This is a genomic window from Psychrobacter glacincola, assembly GCF_904846075.1.
Lineage (GTDB): Bacteria > Pseudomonadota > Gammaproteobacteria > Pseudomonadales > Moraxellaceae > Psychrobacter > Psychrobacter glacincola_C.
The window spans coordinates 964,366-984,150 of sequence record NZ_CAJGZH010000001.1 but is presented as its reverse complement, the minus strand read 5'-3'; the positions used below and the strand labels follow the sequence as shown (position 1 = coordinate 984,150).

The following is a 19,785-nucleotide window of genomic DNA, read 5'->3' as shown; positions in this document are numbered from 1 at the left end:
TAAAAAAGCCAAACACCTTGTATAAATGCGTTTGGCTTTTTAAAATCTGACACTTTTACTATTTACGATACTTTTTTACGCTTTTTAGGTTTAACAAAGGTTAAGTTCAAAAAATGCTCAAGCGAGTCATCAAGGACGTCCAACCAAGGCTCGGGCAACTCAGGCGATAGCGTGCCTGTTAACGTAGAGCGATACGCCTTTTCTCTAAAGGTCATAATATTATCGGCTTTGTCTTTTTGCCATTCTTTTAAGATTTCACCCTGTTTTTCAACTGCAAATTCTGGATAATCGGTCACATTGGTTAAATCACGAATATAAGCGGCTTGAAAGTCGATTGAATCACTGACCGTCACGCACTTCGCATAAGTTGCCAACCACTTTTTCTCATCTGCTTCACGGTGTACCAATTCAGGCAGTTCGATATCGCCCATCATCACATCGCGTGCATACCATGCTTGAGCGTCAAACATATTAAAGGTGAAATACTGATCCTGCATACCTAAATAAATGAGCTTTGGGTTTGGCTGCCAGAAAATCCCTTTGTGCAAGTTGGCTGGATATAAGCAGTTATGCGTTTGCAGACGTAACTCATCGGGCATAAAGGGGAAATGAAACAGATAACCGGTACACATAATAATGGCATCAAATTTTTGGCTGCTACCATCGGCAAAATGCGCCACATCTTCTTCAAAATGGGTGACCAAAGGTACTTCTTTGATGCCCTCTGGCCAATCATAGCCGAGTGCTTGCGTGCGATAGCTGATAGTGACTGATTTGGTGCCATACTTATAGCACTGCGTGCCAATGTCTTCGGCTGAATAACTACTGCCGATGAGCAAAATATCTTCGTCTTTGAACTCTAAGGCGTCACGAAAATCATGCGCGTGCAGAATGCGACCGGGGAAAGCTTCTAACCCTTCAAAGTAAGGCATGTTGGGCGTGGAAAAATGACCCGTCGCCACGACGACATAATCAAACTCTTCCACTTCTTGCTCATTGGTTTTATGATTCATCACCGTCACGGTGAATTTTTGCGTCTCATCATCAAATGATACCCAACGTACTGGGCATTCAAAGCGGATGTATTTTTGGATATCTTGTTTATCGATACGCCCCATAATGTAGTCTTTTAGGACTTCACGCGGTGGGTATGAGGGGATCGCTTCACCAAAATGCTCGTCAAACGAATAATCAGCAAATTCTAAGCACTCTTTGGGACCATTGGACCACAAATAACGGTACATACTACCGTGAACAGGCTCACCATTTCTGTCTAATCCTGTGCGCCAGCTATAGTTCCACATACCACCAATAGCGTTTTGCTTTTCATAACAAACTATCTCAGGTAAGTTTTTTGCGCCAGCCAAACGAGCTGCTTCAAAAGCGCGTAATTGTGCTAAACCACTTGGACCTGCACCTAAAATAGCAATTCTTTTATTACTCAAGACTAACTCCTATGATAATAGTTGTCTGTCCACTGTAACATATTTTTATGAATGGTGTTTTTTCGAATACTTTTGGTGATTAATTAGCCATAGCTTAAGACATGACTATTCTCAAAAATGGCTTCTAACCGAATCTTTGGTTTTTAAATTTGATATGAGTTGGCACATGCTTTTCATTAGGGCGTATTAAACATGCATAAATCGGCACTGTCAGTGCTAGGGTTGAATACTCAACACGTCCTTTGAGGAATAAATCAAAAAATTGACGGACAAACATAAGGTAGCAGAGTCATTACACTAAATCAGGAAATAAAGTGCGTAAGCCATTAACGATAATTTCGATAGAAACTGCCGCCAATAACATCCCCATAATTCGGCTCATGATGTTCAATCCAGTATCACCCAGCAAGCGACTGATACGACCTGCCGCCATCAATGCTAGATAGCAAAACAGACTGATAAATAAACCAGCAATCAATATGGCAGATACTTGCAAAATACCAGAGACTTGTGAAGAATAAATAATCACCGTCGAGATACCACCCGGTCCAATCATCATTGGAATAGCGATTGGCACAACTGCTGCTGCCATAGTGGGCGGTGCGTCTTGTACATGGTCAACATCGAAGTTTTCTTGATCGGGCTTCACGGGATTACCGTCGCCATTCATCATATTAAGAGCAATCAAGAACACCAAGATACCACCTGCCAGCTGAAACGAGCCGATAGAAATACCAAGTGCTTTTAATAATGTCTCGCCTGCTACCGTAAAGAAACTAATAGTGATAAAAATCGTCAAACAAGCAACACGCGCCACTTTGCGTCGATTATTCATCGAATAACCACGGGTCAAATCCAAAAATAACGTCAAAGCGCTAAAGGGATTAATCAGTACCATAAAGGCTAAGATTATCTTGATGATTTCAGTATTCACTGAGCGCTCGCTTGTCTATTAGTCAAATCGGGCAAAAAGATAAGGTCATCGTGCAAGTGCAACGATGACCCAATAGATGGTTAACAATAACTTTGTAGCTTATATTGTATCATAGGCAGATAAGCTAATTAAATCATTAACTTTGCTTACCTTTCTGGCAGCAGACTATCAACGAAAATAGAGGCTAAACATTGACCTATCAGCCACCATTTGCGGGTAAATAACCTCATAAAGCTTAATCGCTAAAACAGGTATGTAAAGACAGCCATATTGAAAATTATGCGCTAAAATCAAGACCGATATCTAATGCTGTGGTACTGTGCGTCAAATAACCCATGGCAATAAAATCAACACCCGTTTTTGCTGATGCTTGTACCGTTTCAGGAGTAATACCACCTGAAGCTTCTGTTCTCGCGCGACCTTTACACATCGTTACTGCCTGCGCTAGTATTTCAGGGGACATATTATCTAATAGCACCAAGCTCACGCCAGCGTCTAGTGCCTGCGCTAATTGCGCTAAAGTATCGACTTCTACTTCGATGGGAATTAAATGCCCAGCAAAATCTTGGGCTTGTTTAATCGCAGTCTTTATATCACCAGCGATGGCAATATGATTGTCTTTGATTAAAATAGCATCATCCAGTCCCAAACGATGGTTGCGTCCGCCGCCGCAGCGTACCGCGTACTTTTGTACAATGCGCAAGCCTGGAATGGTCTTACGTGTACAAGTAATTTGCGCAGGATACTCTGCCACACTATCTACAATTTTTCTGGTATCTGTCGCAATACCACTCAAGTGGGTCATAAAATTGAGCGCGGTACGTTCTGCTGTCAGTAAATGGCGGGCATTACCACGCACACTAGCCAAGACTGTACCCGCGTCGACCCATTCACCATCAGCAACTTGAGCCACAAACTCAATCTGAGGATCAACCATCGCAAACGATAAACGTGCCAAATCCATACCACATATCACGCCTGCTTGCCGCGCTTTAATCTCTAGCTTTGCTTGCATATCGGCTGGAATGGTGGCTTGTGATGTGACATCTCCGCGTCTGCCCAAATCCTCAGTTAGCGCAGCTTCAACCAAAGGTCTAAGCAATACCTCATCCAATGCTGGTTCTTTTTTAACTGTCATTTTTAACCCTTAAATAAACGTGGCGTTCATATATGCTTCTGCAATTAAACTCAAAATGAGCATAAATATAGCGTAAAGTTAACAGCCTCGCAAGGAACCGTCATCATTTTGTGCAGCCGACAGGGTTTTATAGTCATAAAAATAAAGATAGCAAGGTAGTCTATTAACTCCTATTTACGCTTAGGCAACTTACTATCCATCAATAAGCTTTGTAGTTCAATATCATGACGAAAGCGATAAAGCTTGGCAGGGCGACCACGTTGGGCACTACTACTCTGCCCTGTCTCCATCACAAGTTTTTGTGAATCTAGCAAACGACGGAAATTTTGCTTGTGCAAGCGCACTCCTGAGAGCGCTTCTACGCTTTGTTGTAATTGTGACAAGGTAAATACATCTGGCATCAAGCCAAAAATAAGCGGTCGGTATTCAATTTTGGCACGCAGCCGTGAAATAGCCGTTGCAATCACTCGGCGATGATCATAATACATCGGTACACCGATGAGCTGTGACCAGTTTTCAGGTAGCTTATTCTGATGGCTCGGTTGGTGAGCACTTTGATGAACGCTTCGATGATTCATTGAATAGCTGGGTGGATAGTTCGGTGCTTCCGGTATTAGTCCCGCTTCATACAGCATCTCATAGCGCAGTAACACATGCTCAGCGACCCACTCTCTATTTTCATAATGCTCATATGCTGTGTATTCATTATCCGCATTTTCACTTGTGGGCATATCACCCACTAAGAGCGCTTCACTTACACCCCAACATAAACCAATACGCTGACGGCGGCGCTGCTGGATGCCTGAATCTTTAGAGCTATCTGCCCAGCTCAATAATGCTGGCACAATATTGTTCATAATGATGCTAGGTATGCCATCCAAATGATTTTCCCAAGGAAAGTAATCATACCAATCGCGCCACAATGCTTGGCTTTGTAGCTGCGGCGTTTGTGTCTCTTGCACCAGTCCCAAATAGCTCACGTAGACCAGTGCATGACCATCAACGTTGCGCCTATTGGTATCGACAAAGGTGTATAGCTGCTCCAAATAACCAAGTGGTTGCTGTGTTTGCTCCTCAACCCATTGGCGCACACCTGCTTGCAAGGAACGATGCAACGGCATCAATGGACCATTGGGTAACAGCTTCCCTTGATCAACGGTTAAGACCCGAGCGGTATGCTCAGTAATGGCGACTAGCACGGCCACGACTTCTGTGGTGCCACTACCTTGCTGATGCGCGTGTGAATAGGACAACGTCATGACTTTAGTGATTACCTTTTATTTTAATTATTAAATAAAGCTCAACTGCTAAGCTGTTGACCATTTGCTCAGTATAGCTTGAATCAACGATTATCATAGTTCGTGGTTGTAATTATATAAAATGAGTCTTTATAAATCATAAATGTACAAATCATAAATGTATAAAAAATACTTGTGTTTATGCTCAAAATGAGCATAATTAAAACATCTGACTAGCCAGCGATATTAATTGACTTATTTTTAGCGGCATATTGCTTGTCGTTACTGCCTAAAAGGTTTGCATCTATGAAAACTTATCCTTACGACGCGCCCATCATGAGTAATGACAATCGCATTGCAACACAAATGAATATCGAATATGCCAAAGCTAAAATGCCAGCAGACTTGCCGCGTGCTGAACGTCTCACAGTCGAGGAAAACATTAAACAGCTATTAAAAGCGCATAATGCAGTATTGGTCGCCCATTATTATGTCGACCCCTTTATTCAGGATTTGGCATTGGCAACGGGCGGCTGTGTGGGTGATTCGCTGGAGATGGCACGCTTTGGGCAAGCGCATAGCGCCCAGACCTTAGTGGTCGCTGGCGTCCGCTTTATGGGTGAGTCGGCGAAAATCTTAAGTATGGAAAAAACAGTACTGATGCCAGACCTAGAAGCCGAGTGTTCGCTGGATTTGGGCTGCCCTGCTGACGAGTTTTCCGCATTTTGTGATGCTCACCCTGAGCGTACAATTGTCGTTTACGCCAATACCAGCGCCGCTGTGAAAGCCCGTGCCGACTGGGTGGTGACGTCATCGGTTGGCATCGATATCATTCGCCATTTACATGCGAATGGTGAAAAAATTATTTGGGGGCCTGATCGCCATTTAGGTAAATATATTGCTGCTGAGACTGGCGCAGATATGCTGCTTTGGCAAGGCTCGTGCCTCGTACATAATGAGTTTAAAGCGACCGAGCTGATGCAATTAAAAGAGGAGCATCCAAACGCCAAAGTATTGGTGCATCCTGAATCCCCTGATAGCGTGGTGGCGCTCGCCGATGTGGTCGGCTCGACCAGTAAGCTGTTGCAATCGACTTATGAGATGGATGCCGATACCTTTATCGTCGCCACCGATTTGGGTATTTTGCACGAAATGCAAAAACGCTCACCAACCAAGCGGTTTTTGGCTGCACCTACTGCAGGTGAAAGCGCCAGTTGTAAGAGTTGCGCCTTTTGCCCATGGATGGCAATGAATGGTCTAAAAGGTATTGAACAGTGCTTGACGCAGCGCAGCGGTGAAGTTTTGATGACGCCTGAGCTGGCAGTCGCGGCTAAAAAGCCTTTGCAACGTATGCTTGATTTTGCCGAAGCGCAAAAGCAACGTGTGACATCGAGCGGTGATATTGTCAAAGACCGCGAGCTATTCGCCAATGTCGGGGCTGCCTAATATGAGCGCGGCATTGACAGCGGAATCATTAGGTCTCGATAGCCCTGCTGCTATGGTGCAAACTGACGTACTTATCATTGGCGCGGGATTAGCAGGCTTAAGCACAGCTCTAGCATTACCAAAATCGCTGAATATTACTGTATTGAGCAAAGCCGCCTTGGAAGTCTGCTCCAGTCATTATGCCCAAGGTGGCATCGCGGCAAGCTTGGATAAAGAGGACTCTGTCGCTGACCATATCACTGATACCCTAATCGCTGGCGCAGGGTTATGCGATGCCAATAATACCACTAGCATTTTAAGTACTGGACAGCAGGCAGTGCAATGGCTGTGTGAGCAAGGTGTGCCTTTTACGCAGATACCGCAAGAAGATAATGCTGAACCTGTCACCAAACTACAGACTGAACTACAAACTGCCGACTTACATTTAACCAAAGAAGGCGGGCATGGTTGCAGGCGGGTCGCACATGCGGATGATGCGACTGGTCGACACATTATGGAAGCCTTGACTATAAAGGCGCAAAACGCTGCCAATATCGCTATTTTGCCTTATCATGAAGCGCTGAGCCTTTTAACAGACAGTACCAATCCAAATAAGCAATGCCAAGGGGCGCAAGTTTTTGATCATAATAATCAACGACAACTGACTTTTTTTAGTCGCGCAGTCGTACTGGCTAGTGGTGGCATGGGTCAATTATTTAAGCGTGCCAGTGCACCCAACGTCTGTGTCGGCGATGGTGTGATGATGGCATGGCAAGCAGGCTGCCGCTTAGCAAATTTAGAATTTATCCAATTTCATCCGACGGGCTTAGCAGTAGCAGACAGCAGCTTTTTGATATCGGAAGCACTACGCGGCGAAGGTGGGCGGCTGACCTGTCCACAAACCGATGCGCGCTTTATGCTGGAAATTGATGAGCGGGCAGAATTGGCACCACGCGATATCGTCGCTCGCGCCATCGCTGAGCAGATCAGTAATAACGGACTTGGCTACGTACATTTAGATGTCAGTCATTTGCCAGAGCAATTTTTACGGGAGCATTTTCCGCAGATTTATAAAACGCTATTAGAGCTTGGTATTGATATCACGAAACAACCTATCCCCGTTGCCCCTACCGCTCATTACAGTTGTGGCGGTGTGGTAACGTGTGCCAATGGTGTAACCGATGTGGCAGGGCTTTATGCTGCTGGTGAGGTTGCTTATACAGGTTTGCATGGTGCGAATCGCTTAGCAAGTAATTCACTTTTAGAATGCGTAGTCGTTGGGCGCAATATCGCTGCTGACTTACCGCGATATTTAAAAGCATTAGAAAATCTAAATCACGTTACCAGTTATGATCACTCAGATTTATTAGCAACTGCCATTTGGACAGCACCAACGCTTAAAGATATTCAAGCTATTAAGCTTCCTTCTTCTCCTACCATTCTATTTAATTTATCTCATTGTGATGACACTGATATCATTACCCATGATTATGCTGGCAAAATAGTCACAGAATTAAAAGTTTTAATGACCTCTTATATGGGTATCACTCGAACTGCCGAATCATTAGAGCAAATACTGATACAGATACAGCAATGGCAACAGTGGCTTGAAAAAACCAGGTTAAATCAGTCCAGTATGAGTACTTTAGATGGCACTATCACTGCTAATGAGCTGACACTATTTCAATTATCACGACAATTACAATTAGCCACGTTGGTTATTCAGTCAGCTTATCAGCGTTATGAGAGTCGCGGTGGTCACTATCGTCAAGACTATCCGCATTTGGCATCCACACCTCGGACCAGTGTGATTGCGCCCTTATCGAAGTTGAGAGAAGCTGACAAAACAGGCAGCAGAGAGGGTGGCATTGATTGGCTGCTTCAGCCTATAATCGATGACACAGAGGCTAGAGTGGTAAATACAGTTGCTAACATCTAACAGCAATTGGAGGCTACCACTTTAGCCATGAAAAACGGTAATCCACCGTTTTCTATTGACCTCAAAGTGCTAAAAACATGGCTGCTGATACGCTATTTGTGATCGTTCTAATATTAGTCGTCAGTTCGGTTTGGGCGATACTTGCCCTACCTCGCTTACGTCAGCGCTTACCGAAAATCTATTTAATCGCCCGCTCATGGTGGCTCATGTTAGCGGCGCTTTGCCTTTGTTATGTTATCGCTAAGGTAACGGATAATAGCCAACCCTCACAGCCTCCTAACTACCCCTACCAGTGGCTGCTCATCGCCTTTTTCGTTTTAATTGGTCTGCGTGGCTGCTACGAGATTAAACGCTTATGGTGTCTGCGCAACAAAGCTGTGCTGATTGAGAAACTGCAAGCGCGCGGTTTACAACCCAAGATATTGCCTTTTAGCCAAACCTCTTCCCATTCTACTCAAGCTTATACGCGTCTAAATCTGTTAGACCTAATCTTTAGCTCTGCTTTTATCACAATGATTGTCAGTCTCATTGCCTTACAACAATTAATCTGGCAGCGCGAGCAGTATGGCGTTTTATTTTTTGTGTTATTCGCCAGTCAATTTAATGATATTGCCCAGTATTTATGTGGACGATTGCTTGGTCACAAGCTGTTTACGCGTGGTCTTGCCCCAACCATTAGCCCGAATAAAAGTATCGAAGGCGCTCTTTTCGGCAGTATGCTAGCGGCGATATTGGCAACGCTATTAGGCATTTGGCTCATGCCTTTTAATTGGTGGATTTGCTTATTAGCCGCTTACGGCTTAGCGGTCAGTGGTATCGCTGGAGATTTATTAGAATCCGCCTTTAAACGTCAGCATGGGGTGAAAGACACGGGTACGATGCTCGCCGGACATGGCGGCGTATTAGACAGAGTAGATAGCTTGCTCATTGGCGTGCCGCTATTTACCTTGTTTTATTGGCTGCTTGGATAACCTTTTATCAAGTCGTTTTATCCAATTTACTGCGTAATATCCAGCTAATCACAGGCTTAGGCAAATGATTGAGCGCCCGAGTAATATAGCGCATGGAGCGTGGAAATATGGCCAGCTCAATATCACCATCAATCGCTTGCATAACATTCTCAACCGCCGTTTGCGTACTGATGACGAATGGCTTATGACTGGCATCGCCGTCATTCAAATCGCGTAATGCTTGAGTATCGATATAACCTGAGGCGATGCAGTTGACTTGAATATGATACGGCGCAAGTGCCGCTCGATAAGCGCTGGCAGTCGCAATCATCGCGCGTTTGCTTTTGGCGTAAAGACTGGCATAAGGATAATTCATGGTACCGGCAATAGAAGCGATACAAATCAGACTTAGTTTGTTGCTTTTATTAAAATCCATTGAATAACTTTGCTGTTTTAATTGCTCACTTGCCCATCTAAAAACCTGCTCAAATGCTTGCAGATTAATTGCTAGCATTTTATCGCTGTCTGCCTGGTTTAGCTGATGAATACGCTCATTGGTGTAACTACCCGCGCTATAAATTACTCTTTGAAAACTAATATCTGACAAGTTATCTACCAACGTTTGTGTTTGCGCGCTATCGGTTAAATCACAGCAGTGAGTAACAATGTCAGGATGCTGACTATTAATATGGGCTATCTTCTCTACGCTATGACCAACCACGCTCACTTGCCAGCCAAGTGCCTGATGATGCAGCGCCAACGCCAAGCCAAGTCCACTCGTACCGCCAAAAACGATAAGATGCGATGGCTTATAAGCTGAAGTCGACTGTGTAATATTTTTCATTTTAGAGTTCATAGCTCATGCTGCTGTATATAGTCAGCCGTACGCTGATAGCCATACTGCCATTGCGCCTGCATTTGCTGCAAAAAGCCATCATAGTCACTGTGAATGAGTTCAACCGTCATTTGCTTAACATTAAAACGTTTTTGTACATGCTGTCCTGCCAACTTCTGACCATTATCTGCAAAGGGCAACCAGTGCAATTGATGGCTATTTCTTTCTGACTTCATAAGTGATGACGTTTCCATTGGCTGATAACCATGCACTTGTGCCAAGCGCTCATTTGGGTCAAAACCAAAAACGCGCTGAATCGCTGGTGCCGCCAGCCATGAATCATAACCTGCCTTGGTCTCTGCAAATACCGTCTGCCCCAATTGACACGCCAGCTCAATCGGCGTGAGATTAATCACCCCGCCTAAGCACCAGCCGCGCGTTGCAATATGCATGGGCGGTAGATAATACATATCTGCCATAGAAGCACGAACCGCTGAACCAAAGTCCCACTGCTTTACGACATTTACTGACTGATGAATACGCCCATTAGCAAACGTATGCGCACCCGCGTTAAGTATTTCATCAAAGTGCTCTGATGCTGCCAAACGCAGTGGTGCAAATAACAACTCTTGCAGCTTAAACTCATCGTAAACAGAACTATCAGCAGTAGGCATTTGATTAAGTGTTTGATTGGGTGATTGATAAAGTCGGCTAGCGATAATGGCTATCTCTGGCGCGGCGGTATTAAACGAATTGTTATTCTGCTTGGGAGAAAAATGAGACAACTCATCAAGCCACTGCCCTTCGTTATTTATCCGAAACATCGCTAAATGCTGCAACTCACTTAATAGTCGATCGTAGCTATCTGCTTGCTGCTGTTTTTGGCGGTTAGAAACCTGCCGTGACAAGCGCCAGCGTTTAAGCGCCTGCGTCATATAACGTATCTTTAATCGCCTATTGGCTTCGTCTGGCGCAACATGTCTGATCGCTGTAATGACACGATACAACTCACGACTGCACATAAGCGCCTGCAAATCCTTAGGATCAGGCGCTAGATTGACCAAATAAGCCGACAGACTGCCACCGCAAGTGCCGACGATGACATCTGGCTTCAAATCATGAGCAACCAATGCCGCATAGCTGCCCAGATAATAGGCGAAACGTGAACCGCCCCCTGAAAAAATTTGCACACGCTCATAGGGCTTGGCATGCGTATTATTCATTATTGGTTGAGGTTATTTTAATTGCCAATGACACGGTAAAGATACCAAAACGATCGATACGCATGGCGACTTTCTTAAAGCCAGCATTCTCAACCAATTGATCCATTTCCGCTTGTGAGCGACAGCGCATCACCCAACTACTGCCGCGATGATTGTTTAAGGTTTTGCTGATAAACTCCTGCTCAGGATGCCAAGGCTGATTGGTATAAAGTAAATAACCATCCGATTGTAAGCTGTCATAAATGCCTGCTAATGCCGTCGCTGGTAGTGTATTGTCAGAAAATAATTCAAACACGCCAGAAGCAATAGCGATATCAAATTTTTTATCATCAAGGCCTTTGGTATTGTCACTTCCCTTCTGTAAATAAGAATAACTGGCAGGGTCAAACGCATCTTTTTGACAAGTCATCACGCGATCAGCAATCTCTAACTGCTCCGCCTTTGCCTGTAACGCTTGGATATTATGCTGCTCATAATCGCGTAGCTCAGCGTGCAATTTGGTAAACTCTGTCAGTAAATCAAAGGCGTAAAAGCCATGTCCACTAGCGATATCGAGTAGTTTTGGTTGGTATGGTTTAGTACTGCTCTGGTTTTTGTCTTCAATATATGCCAGAGCCTCGCATGCGAGTTCTAATATATGCTCGCGGCGAATACGAATTCCTTGCCAACCAATATTGCTCAAGTAAAACTTATCAACCGCCTGACCAAATTTATTCTGCCCACTCGGTTGATTATAATAAACGTGATCGAGCGAATGCCCCGAATCAAAGCCATGCTCCAGTCCTGTGGCAATCGCGTCGCTGACATGACCAAATTTTTGCATGGCAAATCGAGTAATGGCAAAGCTTGGGTTAAAGGGTTTAATCGCTAAACGGTCAACCTTATCTTTACTGGCACTATTCATATGCGCCAAGCTCAAATCAGGCGCTTCAATGTCCTTACTGAATACTTGCTCAGCGAAATTAATACAATCGGCGAAGACATCCGCTTTATTGGTCTCATGAAAGATTGCATGATAGCTGTCTGGATATAATTGCCAGCGTTTATTGGTCGTATTAATCGCCTCATAAAAATCGCGCTCTGCCTGTTTATCGACCACGTAATCTTTACCTGCACATAATATAAACGTCGGTACAGTAATAGCGCTAGCATCATCGAGCAAGCGTTGACCGGCTGCATGAGTATCGATAAGCAGATCAGTTGAAATGCTATTAGATATCAGCGGGTCGGCATTATAAGCTTGCTGTGCGTCTTTATCATGAGTCAATACTTGCGCTTTGACGTAACTGCTCACGCGTGACATCAGTCCAAGCGCGCGAGCTACCTTTAGCGATGGTATCGCAAATGGCATATACAAGCGAATACTCAACGCTGGTGTACCCAATATCATCCCGCGAATGTTGGGTGCGTAATCATGTACCCATGCTGCGGCGAGTACTGCACCAATACTACTGGCGACGATTAAGGTATCCTCGATAGCAATGCCCGTTTGCCCGATAACCAATTGCACAAAACCATCTAAATCGCGCTCAAGCCCGGTAACACTTTCGGCATGATCCTTGATACCACCTGAGCGCCCATTACCACGCGCATCCCAAGCAAATACTTGATAGCCTGCTGCCGCAAACTGTTGCCCAAGTTCTGCTAGTCGTCCCGAATGCTCGTGACCACGATGTAATAAAATGACTTGACGCAGAGGCTGACTGGTTTGTTTGATACCTTCTAAAGGCATCGTCAGCCAATAGCGATAATAAATCGCCGTGCCATCGTAAGCATTGTAGCAATTTTCACCGCTTATCAATTTGGAAGACGATAAATTGAGTGTATCGCTAACCTGCTCCACTTTTTCATGATTATTGAGAGGGGTGGTCGGCATTATCTTAGGCTCCAAAAAGGAAGTTTTAATAGCAGAATTTGATAAGGGGGCATTTAATGAAGAAAAATTTGATAGAGGATAGCTTAATAAAGAATAATTTGATGAAACAGCATCGAAAAATAGCGTATTGGGTTGACCAACATTCTCTTGGCAACCAAGAAGAAAAACTGATTTATGCGATGACTCTGGTATTAACTCAAGAGTTTCTGAGTAATTTGAACGAAGCGCGGGTGGTTTACGTATCAAGTATAAATCTGCCATATAACGCAGGCGATTCAAGCAGGTTTTTAGTAGCAGCGCCTCTGTCAGTATCAATAGTGGACCCGCTTTGATATGCGATAGCATGATCGGCATTTTAGTCGCCATGAAAGCGCCAAGCAAACCTAGTAAAAAAGCACGATCGCTTTTGCCTAAAGGCCCTTGGTTTGCTCTAATGTCTAACATCGTATTACTAGTGATACCTAGTAACTCAGTGCTGATACTAAGCGCAATCAGACCGATAATATGACGCTGATGGATTGATATACGGTTTGGTAAATTGACTGTCGACGCTTGTAAATTACCATTAGCAATATGCGGAGCTAAACTTGCGATAAGCGCCGTATCAGCTACGATATCACCCACTTCATTAAGCACTGCCCCAAGCCTTGAGGCTTGCCCATGCTCACGCGCCATCATGCCATCGATAGCATTGAGCGCCATACGCACAAACAATGATGAAGGTAACAGCAACCATAATGCCTGCTGCTCAGTTGCGGGTTTGGCAATCATATAGGCCGTACCAAGGCTCAATAATACGGCCGACACCGTCACTTGATTTGCTGTCACCTTTTGCTCGACCAACACATCACTTATTGGACGCAGCTGATCTTGAAACTGAGACTTGAGCTGATATAGCGACATGAGGCAAGCCAAATATAGTAAGTCTATTAATGTAGCAACAAAAGTTGGTCAGGTAAATACTTAAGCGTTGTTAGCAGTCAAATTATCATGAATGAAATCCTGACTTACGGCTTAGTGATTCACGATTTTATCTTAACGCTCAATAGTTGGTCGTTAAACAGTCGGCTTTTACACGGAATCTTAGCCGCTCATGTCAGCATTGATCGTTTCATGTGATACAATTTCCAGCTTCTTAAAAACGCCTTTGAAAATGCCGCGAGCCAATCACCATGCAAAGCCTAGTTACCCTTGTTCTGGTATTAATGCCAATGTTTATTGGCTTTGCCATTCCTTCTCATCCAACCATGACAAAGCTTGCAGATAAAGGCTTATCTTATCTGGTATTTATCATCTTAGCGCTGATTGGTATCGAGCTGTCACAAGTTGAAGGACTTGGCAGTCAGATAGGCGAAATTGCGCTGTATGTGACCATACTATCGATTTTGACAATTGGCAGTGGTTTGTTTGCCCTGATGTTATTCGATCATTTGCGCCCGTGGCATGCCAAAAAACCCAGCGTAAAATCTAAAGAACATCGCGTGAGTATCCGTGGTAGCCTCGCTCAAGTCGTTTGTGTGGTCATTGGTATGGTGATTGGTTATTTCTTACCAGACAATTATATGCCGCCTGAAAATACCATGACGGTGATGCTGATGATATTAATTTTGTTGGTCGGCATTGGCTTAAAAGGCTCAGGTATTACGCTAAAAGAAGTGCTGCTGAATAAGCGCGGCGTTGAGATGAGTGTCATCTTTACACTAGCTGTATTGGTTGGTGGCTTGATATTTGCGCTGATGTTCAGTGAGGTATCGTGGACCAAAGGCTTGGCACTGGCGTCAGGATTTGGTTGGTACTCGCTATCAGCGATTGTGATGACTGATGCTTATGGCGCGGTTTGGGGCAGTGTCGCGCTATTTAATGACTTGGTGCGTGAGTTCTTTGCATTGATATTTATTCCCGTGTTTATGCGTAAATATCCATCAGCAGCAGTCGGGCTTGGCGGCGCGACGAGCTTAGACTTTACCTTACCAATTATTCAGCAATCTGGCGGTCTAAAAGTTGTGCCATTGGCGATTAGTTTTGGCTTTATTATTAATATTGTCTCGCCAGTTTTGATGGTGGTGTTTTCGGCGTTGGGGTAGTTTTCATTACTTTCAAAAACTATTAAAGTCAAAATATCTGACAGCTTTTTCCATTACTATTATTGAAGTTTTCAATATTATTTTTGGTATCAATGAATACTGCATATAGGCGACGGTTGTACTGGTCTGCTTCTTCAGTATCAGAAGAAGCAACAGGTTGCTCTGCCCCATAACCATGAGTTTTAATGCGATTACAATTGACTTGATATTTAGAAATCAAAAAGTTTTTAAGCTTTTCGGCACGATTGTTCGCAAGGGTTTGATAGCCCTTTCTTTCTTCGCGTGTACTTATATGAGCCTCAATAACTATCACTATATCTAAGCGCTTTTGCATTAGCGCACCTACTCTATCTAACTCTTCAAAATACTTGCTATCTATCTCACTACTATTTTCATCATAATAGACTCTAACTTCTCCTTTTATGAAATTCTTGTCAGTAATTTCTAATGAAGGTGGGCAGCCGTTCTCATCTATCATAACGTTTGGAGGTGTGTTTGGGCAATAATCCGACTTGTCCGAAACACCATCGCTATCTGAATCAATCTCTGCTTGCATCGTCCTGATATTTTCATATTGAGGTAACTCTTTAGCCGGCACAGCTGTAGTGGTTTGGCAGCCAGCTAAAGCAATAGACGCTGTTAATAATAAAACGCTATAACGTCTCATCAGTAGATTTCCTCTATACAATTAAATACTACTTTAGCATTCGTAAAAAATTAATTAAAAAAAGTATAACCTAAGCCATCTCTAGATTTTTTTCCACCTGACAAACTCTATCATGCCACTCGATAAAAGCATCAATAGCTTGCGTAGCTGCTGTATTTCTATCAACAGTTTCCTTGCCAGAAAAACCCTCAATATAACTGCATGCTCGATAGTTTTTGGCATACTTATCATAATCAGCCATCCATTGTTTACGCGCTTTTAACTCATCTTGACGATGCTCAATGCTACTATCTATATCTGTGTTCTCAGAGCCAAACCAAAAGTCCTTAGCAGGGATATCTTTAGCTAACTTCTTATTTTCAACCTCACTCATACGCCACGGCTTGGCAGTAATCCGCGCTCGAAAGCACTGTTGCACCTGACACAGACGGAAATAATTGGTATCCGCATGGAAATACGCAAACCAATCTTCTACCACGTTATCACTTGGCGATACAACATCGTGAGTCGCAATAATACGAAAGCCTGCAGGTGTTTGATATAAACGAAAGCATTCGGTAGGATGATTAACAATACGTTTTTTGATCAAATCCGTCATATAGGGCAGTAACGAGGCGGCGTCATCGGCATATTTTTGCGCTCGGGTCTTGTCTCTGGCACTGGCTTGTTGCCACAAATAAGCAGTGGCAACAAACATAACTACTAACAGCCATAACCATGACAACCCCAACCAAGCGATAACACTGGCGATGAGTATAAAAACAACAACAAAAAACCAAATTTTAATTTTGCTGGCGGGATTGCTTTGATTAACGAGAAAGGCATGCATAAAGCCATGATGGTTATAATCATCAGGATAGTTATGACGCAATAAATCATCATTATCGACATCGATAATGGCGATATTATCGACGTTAGCGACTTGTGCGCCATAGCTGTTGCGCGTAACGATAAGCTTCGTTACTGCTGCACTATTATTAGATGGTTCATTTTCTGGAAAATCATGCTTATCAATAATCTTTTCACGAATAGGAATGCTATTGCCTTCGTTATACTCTTCCCTGCGCTCACGGCGTAAGATATCTTCACCTGCCAGCCAGCGATTATGCGCCTCATTGACTCGTGATTTAGCATGAGTTAACGCTGCACTTTGACTGACGTCCGACCAACCATAACGTTTGATAGTAGCTTGCTTGGAAGGTTTACTAGACGTTTCTAGCGATTCAAAGCGCTGTTTGTGTTGCGCCCAGTATTTAGGGATAAGCATGAGATTTGCCTTCGAGTAGTTATTTTTATCTTATGGTTATTTATTAATAAATGACAAAAACTAAAACTCGATACACCTGTTTGAGCCTAGGTCATTTTGATGATAATTAGCTTTGTGGTTTTTTAAATCAGTTACTAAGCTATAAACTCTACGATTCATAGATCTGCCTTCCTCGGTATCAGAAGGTGCAATAGAACCTTTAATACCGCAATCAAGAGTAGTTAGACGACTAGGCTCAATTCTGTGATTTAAAATTAGGTAATTTTTGACAATGAGTGCTCTATTCTTAGCCAGTGAGTTTGATTGCAACATTGAGGTAGAAGCTTTATTGACCTCATCCTTCGAGACATGAGCTTCAGTTTTTATAGTAGCCGTATCATAGTTATTCATCTGTTCTGCTACTCTATCAAGCTCATCATGATACTGTGGCAGTAATTCACTGCTATCCTTGGTAAAAAAAGCACGATACTCCATCATTGGAGGCATACCAATAAGACTTGTAATCTCAGGACAACCTCTTTCGTCCACTACCACGTTTTCTGTCGTATTTGGACATTGATCTAAATCATCAGGCACGCCGTCGCCGTCGCTATCTAAATTCATCAGAATAATTGGCAAATTAATAGTTTGAGCTTTTTGGTTAGACAAGTCATGCGTTTGACATGCAGATAGCGTTAAGACGCTGATTAAAACAACAAGCATACTTCTCAATAGCGTATTCATAAATTATTTCTTCTAAAGCTGCTGACAGACTTCTTTATAATGCTTCAAAGAATGCTGCTCATCAGGGTAATTCCTAGAATATGCTTTATCAGCTTCTATTACCGCCCCAAAAACTCTTTGATTCAACAATGACATTTCAGCAGCATGCTTTTCAGTTTCAATATTAGCACCTTCATTATTAACACCAAGCTGAATTTTATCCCTGCAATCAAACGCTAAAATTTTATCAGCAACAATCCCTTGCTCTACTAAATAATCTTTGACTAATTTCACGCGATTACTCGCTAAGCGCCTATTATTAGGCGTGGCGTTAGTGGATTGACGGTTTTCAGCTTCAGCTTTGGAGATATGGCCTGATAAAATGGTAATTAAATTAAGGTTGTTACGCGTTTTTTCAGCGACCTTTTGTACTTCAGTTAAATAAGCTTCGTTGGTTAGGGTAAGGCTATCTGAGGTGAAATAGACTCGAATATCCATTACTAGTGACCCAATCAAATTGACCGCCACTGGACAACCATAGGGATCAACCTTGACCCCTTCAGCAGTGTTAGGACAGTTATCAATTTCATCGGGCACGCCGTCATTGTCTGTATCTGCAAGTGGTTCTATCAATACTTTAGGTGTGTTGTCTGCCTTTTTATCTATTGTATTATTTTTAGGTGTAGATTGGCAGGAGGCTAAAATAAAACTAGCTATTACGACAGCTATCGCCATCCATGACTGAGTCTTCATACGCCATCCTTAGTTTAGTTAATAACTTCATTCAAACCTCTAAACCCCACTCGCCTGTTTAGCAAACAAACGCATCAATGGCTTGATTTTGCCAACGCGATACATACCTTCATTACGAATTTGTTGAATAGGACGCATCTGTGCAAGTGACCCTGCAAATAGCCAGTTAAGCGCCGAGAAGCTGTGCATCATTAGACTGTTATGCGGACGACGCAAACGCTCGTAGCTACGCAACGTTTGATTGCTGCCCCAACTGGTTCCACCACTACGTTCAAAATCATGTGCCAATTGCTCGCTTAAAGCCTGTACATCGAGCATGCCTAAATTCAACCCTTGACCCGCCAGCGGATGGACGCCATGCGCTGCATCACCGATCAAGACTAGGTTGTCCGCGACGTAGCTTTTCGCTTGTTGCGCGGTCAGTGGAAAGCTAGCGATTGACTCAATCTGAGTGATAGCACCTAGCTCATAGTTACTGGCAGCCGCCAATTTATCAGCAATGATGCGCGCGTCCTCCTCTATCAACGCCAATGCTTGATTACGCGGCAATGTCCACACGATCGACTGCCAATGTTGTGGGTTGGCTTTATCTGCATCAGTAATATCAGCAAGTGGCAATAACGCCAGCGTACCTGTGGGCAGCATCGCCTGACGGGCAGTTGCTTGATGCGGTTTTTCGGTGTGAATCGCACAGCAAATAGCGGTTTGATTATAATCAAGTGTATCCACTCCAATGGCTGCTTGCTGGCGCACAAATGAGCCACGACCATCAGCACCAACCAGCAGCGTCGCATCGATAGCAGTATGATCATCTAAAGTCACACGGTAGCCTTGCTCTGCACCTAACCAATCCATGTTTGTGACTTTTTGCCCCGCGATAATGGTTAGATAATTACTGACATCATCTTCATACAGGCGTTGCCATAACGCATGTTCAATGACAGCAGGCTCGACCATGCTACCGAGCATTTGCGGTAAATGACTTTTAGGATGATTATCGCCGCTATCGCCAAATAATAGCTCACCCATGCCGTTTAGTTGCCACACCTGCATTTGCGAGTAGTCCGCTTTGCGCTCTGATGCTGCTATCTTTTGCCATACGCCCACGTCTTTAAGTAAGTTAATACTGGCAAGACTCAAGGCGTAAACGCGCGCATCCCGCTTGCCAAGCACCTGTTGCCATTCTGAGTCATCACGTGCAGGACGGGCATCAATTAACGTCACAGGCATTTTTGCTTGCGCCAACTTTAAAGCAAGCGTTGCCCCAACAATACCGCTACCGATAATCAGCGTATGATTATTTTTCATA

Annotated in this window: 16 protein-coding genes; 4 read left to right on the top strand and 12 right to left on the bottom strand. The window is 43.7% G+C overall.

Going from position 1 to position 19,785, the window contains the following annotated elements:
- Window positions 1-62: 62 nt before the first annotated feature.
- From JMW85_RS04280 to JMW85_RS14165, 4 genes are all read right to left on the bottom strand, one after another.
- Window positions 63-1,445, bottom strand: coding sequence for an NAD(P)-binding domain-containing protein (locus tag JMW85_RS04280; protein WP_201581043.1), 1,383 nt, complete (start codon window positions 1,443-1,445; stop codon window positions 63-65).
- Window positions 1,446-1,737: 292 nt separating this feature from the next.
- Window positions 1,738-2,379: a MarC family protein gene (locus JMW85_RS04275; protein WP_083475671.1), complete on the bottom strand. Its 642-nt coding sequence runs from the start codon at window positions 2,377-2,379 to the stop codon at window positions 1,738-1,740.
- A 277-nt stretch (window positions 2,380-2,656) separates the two neighbouring features.
- On the bottom strand, window positions 2,657-3,517 hold the full coding sequence (gene nadC, locus JMW85_RS04270; RefSeq protein WP_201581042.1) for a carboxylating nicotinate-nucleotide diphosphorylase: 861 nt from the start codon (window positions 3,515-3,517) through the stop codon (window positions 2,657-2,659).
- A 170-nt stretch (window positions 3,518-3,687) separates the two neighbouring features.
- Complete coding sequence (locus JMW85_RS14165) at window positions 3,688-4,776, bottom strand: NUDIX hydrolase (RefSeq protein ID WP_227681658.1); 1,089 nt, start codon at window positions 4,774-4,776, stop codon at window positions 3,688-3,690.
- 285 nt (window positions 4,777-5,061) lie between these two features.
- Here JMW85_RS14165 and nadA point away from each other — a divergent pair, with 285 nt between their 5' ends.
- The 3 genes from nadA to JMW85_RS04245 all read left to right on the top strand — a co-directional run bounded on the left by nadA (window position 5,062) and on the right by JMW85_RS04245 (window position 9,090).
- Window positions 5,062-6,201 (top strand): quinolinate synthase NadA, encoded by a 1,140-nt coding sequence (gene nadA, locus JMW85_RS04255; protein WP_201581040.1) that lies wholly within the window; start codon window positions 5,062-5,064, stop codon window positions 6,199-6,201.
- Window positions 6,158-8,119, top strand: coding sequence for an L-aspartate oxidase (gene nadB, locus JMW85_RS04250; RefSeq protein WP_374220443.1), 1,962 nt, complete (start codon window positions 6,158-6,160; stop codon window positions 8,117-8,119). Before nadA ends, nadB begins: the two co-directional genes overlap by 44 nt.
- Window positions 8,120-8,196: 77 nt before the next feature.
- Window positions 8,197-9,090 carry a phosphatidate cytidylyltransferase gene (locus JMW85_RS04245; RefSeq protein WP_201581039.1) on the top strand — a complete coding sequence of 298 codons (894 nt, stop codon included), beginning with the start codon at window positions 8,197-8,199 and terminating at the stop codon, window positions 9,088-9,090.
- A 7-nt stretch (window positions 9,091-9,097) separates the two neighbouring features.
- On the opposite strand, the gene JMW85_RS04240 is transcribed toward JMW85_RS04245, so the two are convergent.
- The 3 genes from JMW85_RS04240 to JMW85_RS04230 are packed head-to-tail and all read right to left on the bottom strand — an operon-like array spanning window position 9,098 to window position 13,906.
- The gene (locus JMW85_RS04240; RefSeq protein WP_201581038.1) at window positions 9,098-9,913 is read right to left on the bottom strand and encodes an SDR family NAD(P)-dependent oxidoreductase; all 816 of its coding nucleotides are present in this window, start codon (window positions 9,911-9,913) and stop codon (window positions 9,098-9,100) included.
- Between the two features lie 8 nt (window positions 9,914-9,921).
- The gene (locus JMW85_RS04235) at window positions 9,922-11,127 is read right to left on the bottom strand and encodes a patatin-like phospholipase family protein (protein WP_201581037.1); all 1,206 of its coding nucleotides are present in this window, start codon (window positions 11,125-11,127) and stop codon (window positions 9,922-9,924) included.
- Window positions 11,120-13,906: an alpha/beta fold hydrolase gene (locus tag JMW85_RS04230; RefSeq protein ID WP_201581036.1), complete on the bottom strand. Its 2,787-nt coding sequence runs from the start codon at window positions 13,904-13,906 to the stop codon at window positions 11,120-11,122. Before JMW85_RS04230 ends, JMW85_RS04235 begins: the two co-directional genes overlap by 8 nt.
- A gap of 269 nt (window positions 13,907-14,175) precedes the next feature.
- Between JMW85_RS04230 and JMW85_RS04225 the strand changes: the two genes are divergently transcribed.
- The gene (locus tag JMW85_RS04225; RefSeq protein WP_201581035.1) at window positions 14,176-15,087 is read left to right on the top strand and encodes a lysine exporter LysO family protein; all 912 of its coding nucleotides are present in this window, start codon (window positions 14,176-14,178) and stop codon (window positions 15,085-15,087) included.
- Window positions 15,088-15,115: 28 nt separating this feature from the next.
- Here JMW85_RS04225 and JMW85_RS04220 read toward each other — a convergent pair whose 3' ends face one another.
- The 5 genes from JMW85_RS04220 to JMW85_RS04200 all read right to left on the bottom strand — a co-directional run bounded on the left by JMW85_RS04220 (window position 15,116) and on the right by JMW85_RS04200 (window position 19,784).
- Window positions 15,116-15,754: an OmpA family protein gene (locus JMW85_RS04220; RefSeq protein ID WP_201581034.1), complete on the bottom strand. Its 639-nt coding sequence runs from the start codon at window positions 15,752-15,754 to the stop codon at window positions 15,116-15,118.
- Window positions 15,755-15,824: 70 nt separating this feature from the next.
- Window positions 15,825-17,021, bottom strand: coding sequence for a hypothetical protein (locus tag JMW85_RS04215; RefSeq protein ID WP_201581033.1), 1,197 nt, complete (start codon window positions 17,019-17,021; stop codon window positions 15,825-15,827).
- 60 nt (window positions 17,022-17,081) lie between these two features.
- Entirely contained in the window at window positions 17,082-17,744 is a 663-nt protein-coding gene (locus JMW85_RS04210; RefSeq protein ID WP_201581032.1) for an OmpA family protein, read from the bottom strand.
- 12 nt (window positions 17,745-17,756) lie between these two features.
- Window positions 17,757-18,476, bottom strand: coding sequence for an OmpA family protein (locus JMW85_RS04205; protein WP_201581031.1), 720 nt, complete (start codon window positions 18,474-18,476; stop codon window positions 17,757-17,759).
- Window positions 18,477-18,515: 39 nt separating this feature from the next.
- Window positions 18,516-19,784: an FAD-dependent monooxygenase gene (locus tag JMW85_RS04200; RefSeq protein WP_201581030.1), complete on the bottom strand. Its 1,269-nt coding sequence runs from the start codon at window positions 19,782-19,784 to the stop codon at window positions 18,516-18,518.
- Between the last annotated feature and the right edge of the window lies 1 nt (window position 19,785).

Bases quoted from the DNA above. Each gene is read 5' to 3' on its own strand.
- JMW85_RS14165 (WP_227681658.1), bottom strand. From the start codon at position 4,776: ATGACGTTGTCCTATTCACACGCGCATCAGCAAGGTAGTGGCACCACA.
- JMW85_RS04240 (WP_201581038.1), bottom strand. From the start codon at position 9,913: ATGAAAAATATTACACAGTCGACTTCAGCTTATAAGCCATCGCATCTT.
- JMW85_RS04220 (WP_201581034.1), bottom strand. From the start codon at position 15,754: ATGAGACGTTATAGCGTTTTATTATTAACAGCGTCTATTGCTTTAGCT.
- JMW85_RS04245 (WP_201581039.1), top strand. From the start codon at position 8,197: ATGGCTGCTGATACGCTATTTGTGATCGTTCTAATATTAGTCGTCAGT.
- JMW85_RS04205 (WP_201581031.1), bottom strand. From the start codon at position 18,476: ATGAAGACTCAGTCATGGATGGCGATAGCTGTCGTAATAGCTAGTTTT.
- JMW85_RS04215 (WP_201581033.1), bottom strand. From the start codon at position 17,021: ATGCTTATCCCTAAATACTGGGCGCAACACAAACAGCGCTTTGAATCG.
- JMW85_RS04200 (WP_201581030.1), bottom strand. From the start codon at position 19,784: ATGAAAAATAATCATACGCTGATTATCGGTAGCGGTATTGTTGGGGCA.
- JMW85_RS04210 (WP_201581032.1), bottom strand. From the start codon at position 17,744: ATGAATACGCTATTGAGAAGTATGCTTGTTGTTTTAATCAGCGTCTTA.
- nadC (WP_201581042.1), bottom strand. From the start codon at position 3,517: ATGACAGTTAAAAAAGAACCAGCATTGGATGAGGTATTGCTTAGACCT.
- JMW85_RS04225 (WP_201581035.1), top strand. From the start codon at position 14,176: ATGCAAAGCCTAGTTACCCTTGTTCTGGTATTAATGCCAATGTTTATT.
- JMW85_RS04235 (WP_201581037.1), bottom strand. From the start codon at position 11,127: ATGAATAATACGCATGCCAAGCCCTATGAGCGTGTGCAAATTTTTTCA.
- nadA (WP_201581040.1), top strand. From the start codon at position 5,062: ATGAAAACTTATCCTTACGACGCGCCCATCATGAGTAATGACAATCGC.
- JMW85_RS04230 (WP_201581036.1), bottom strand. From the start codon at position 13,906: ATGTCGCTATATCAGCTCAAGTCTCAGTTTCAAGATCAGCTGCGTCCA.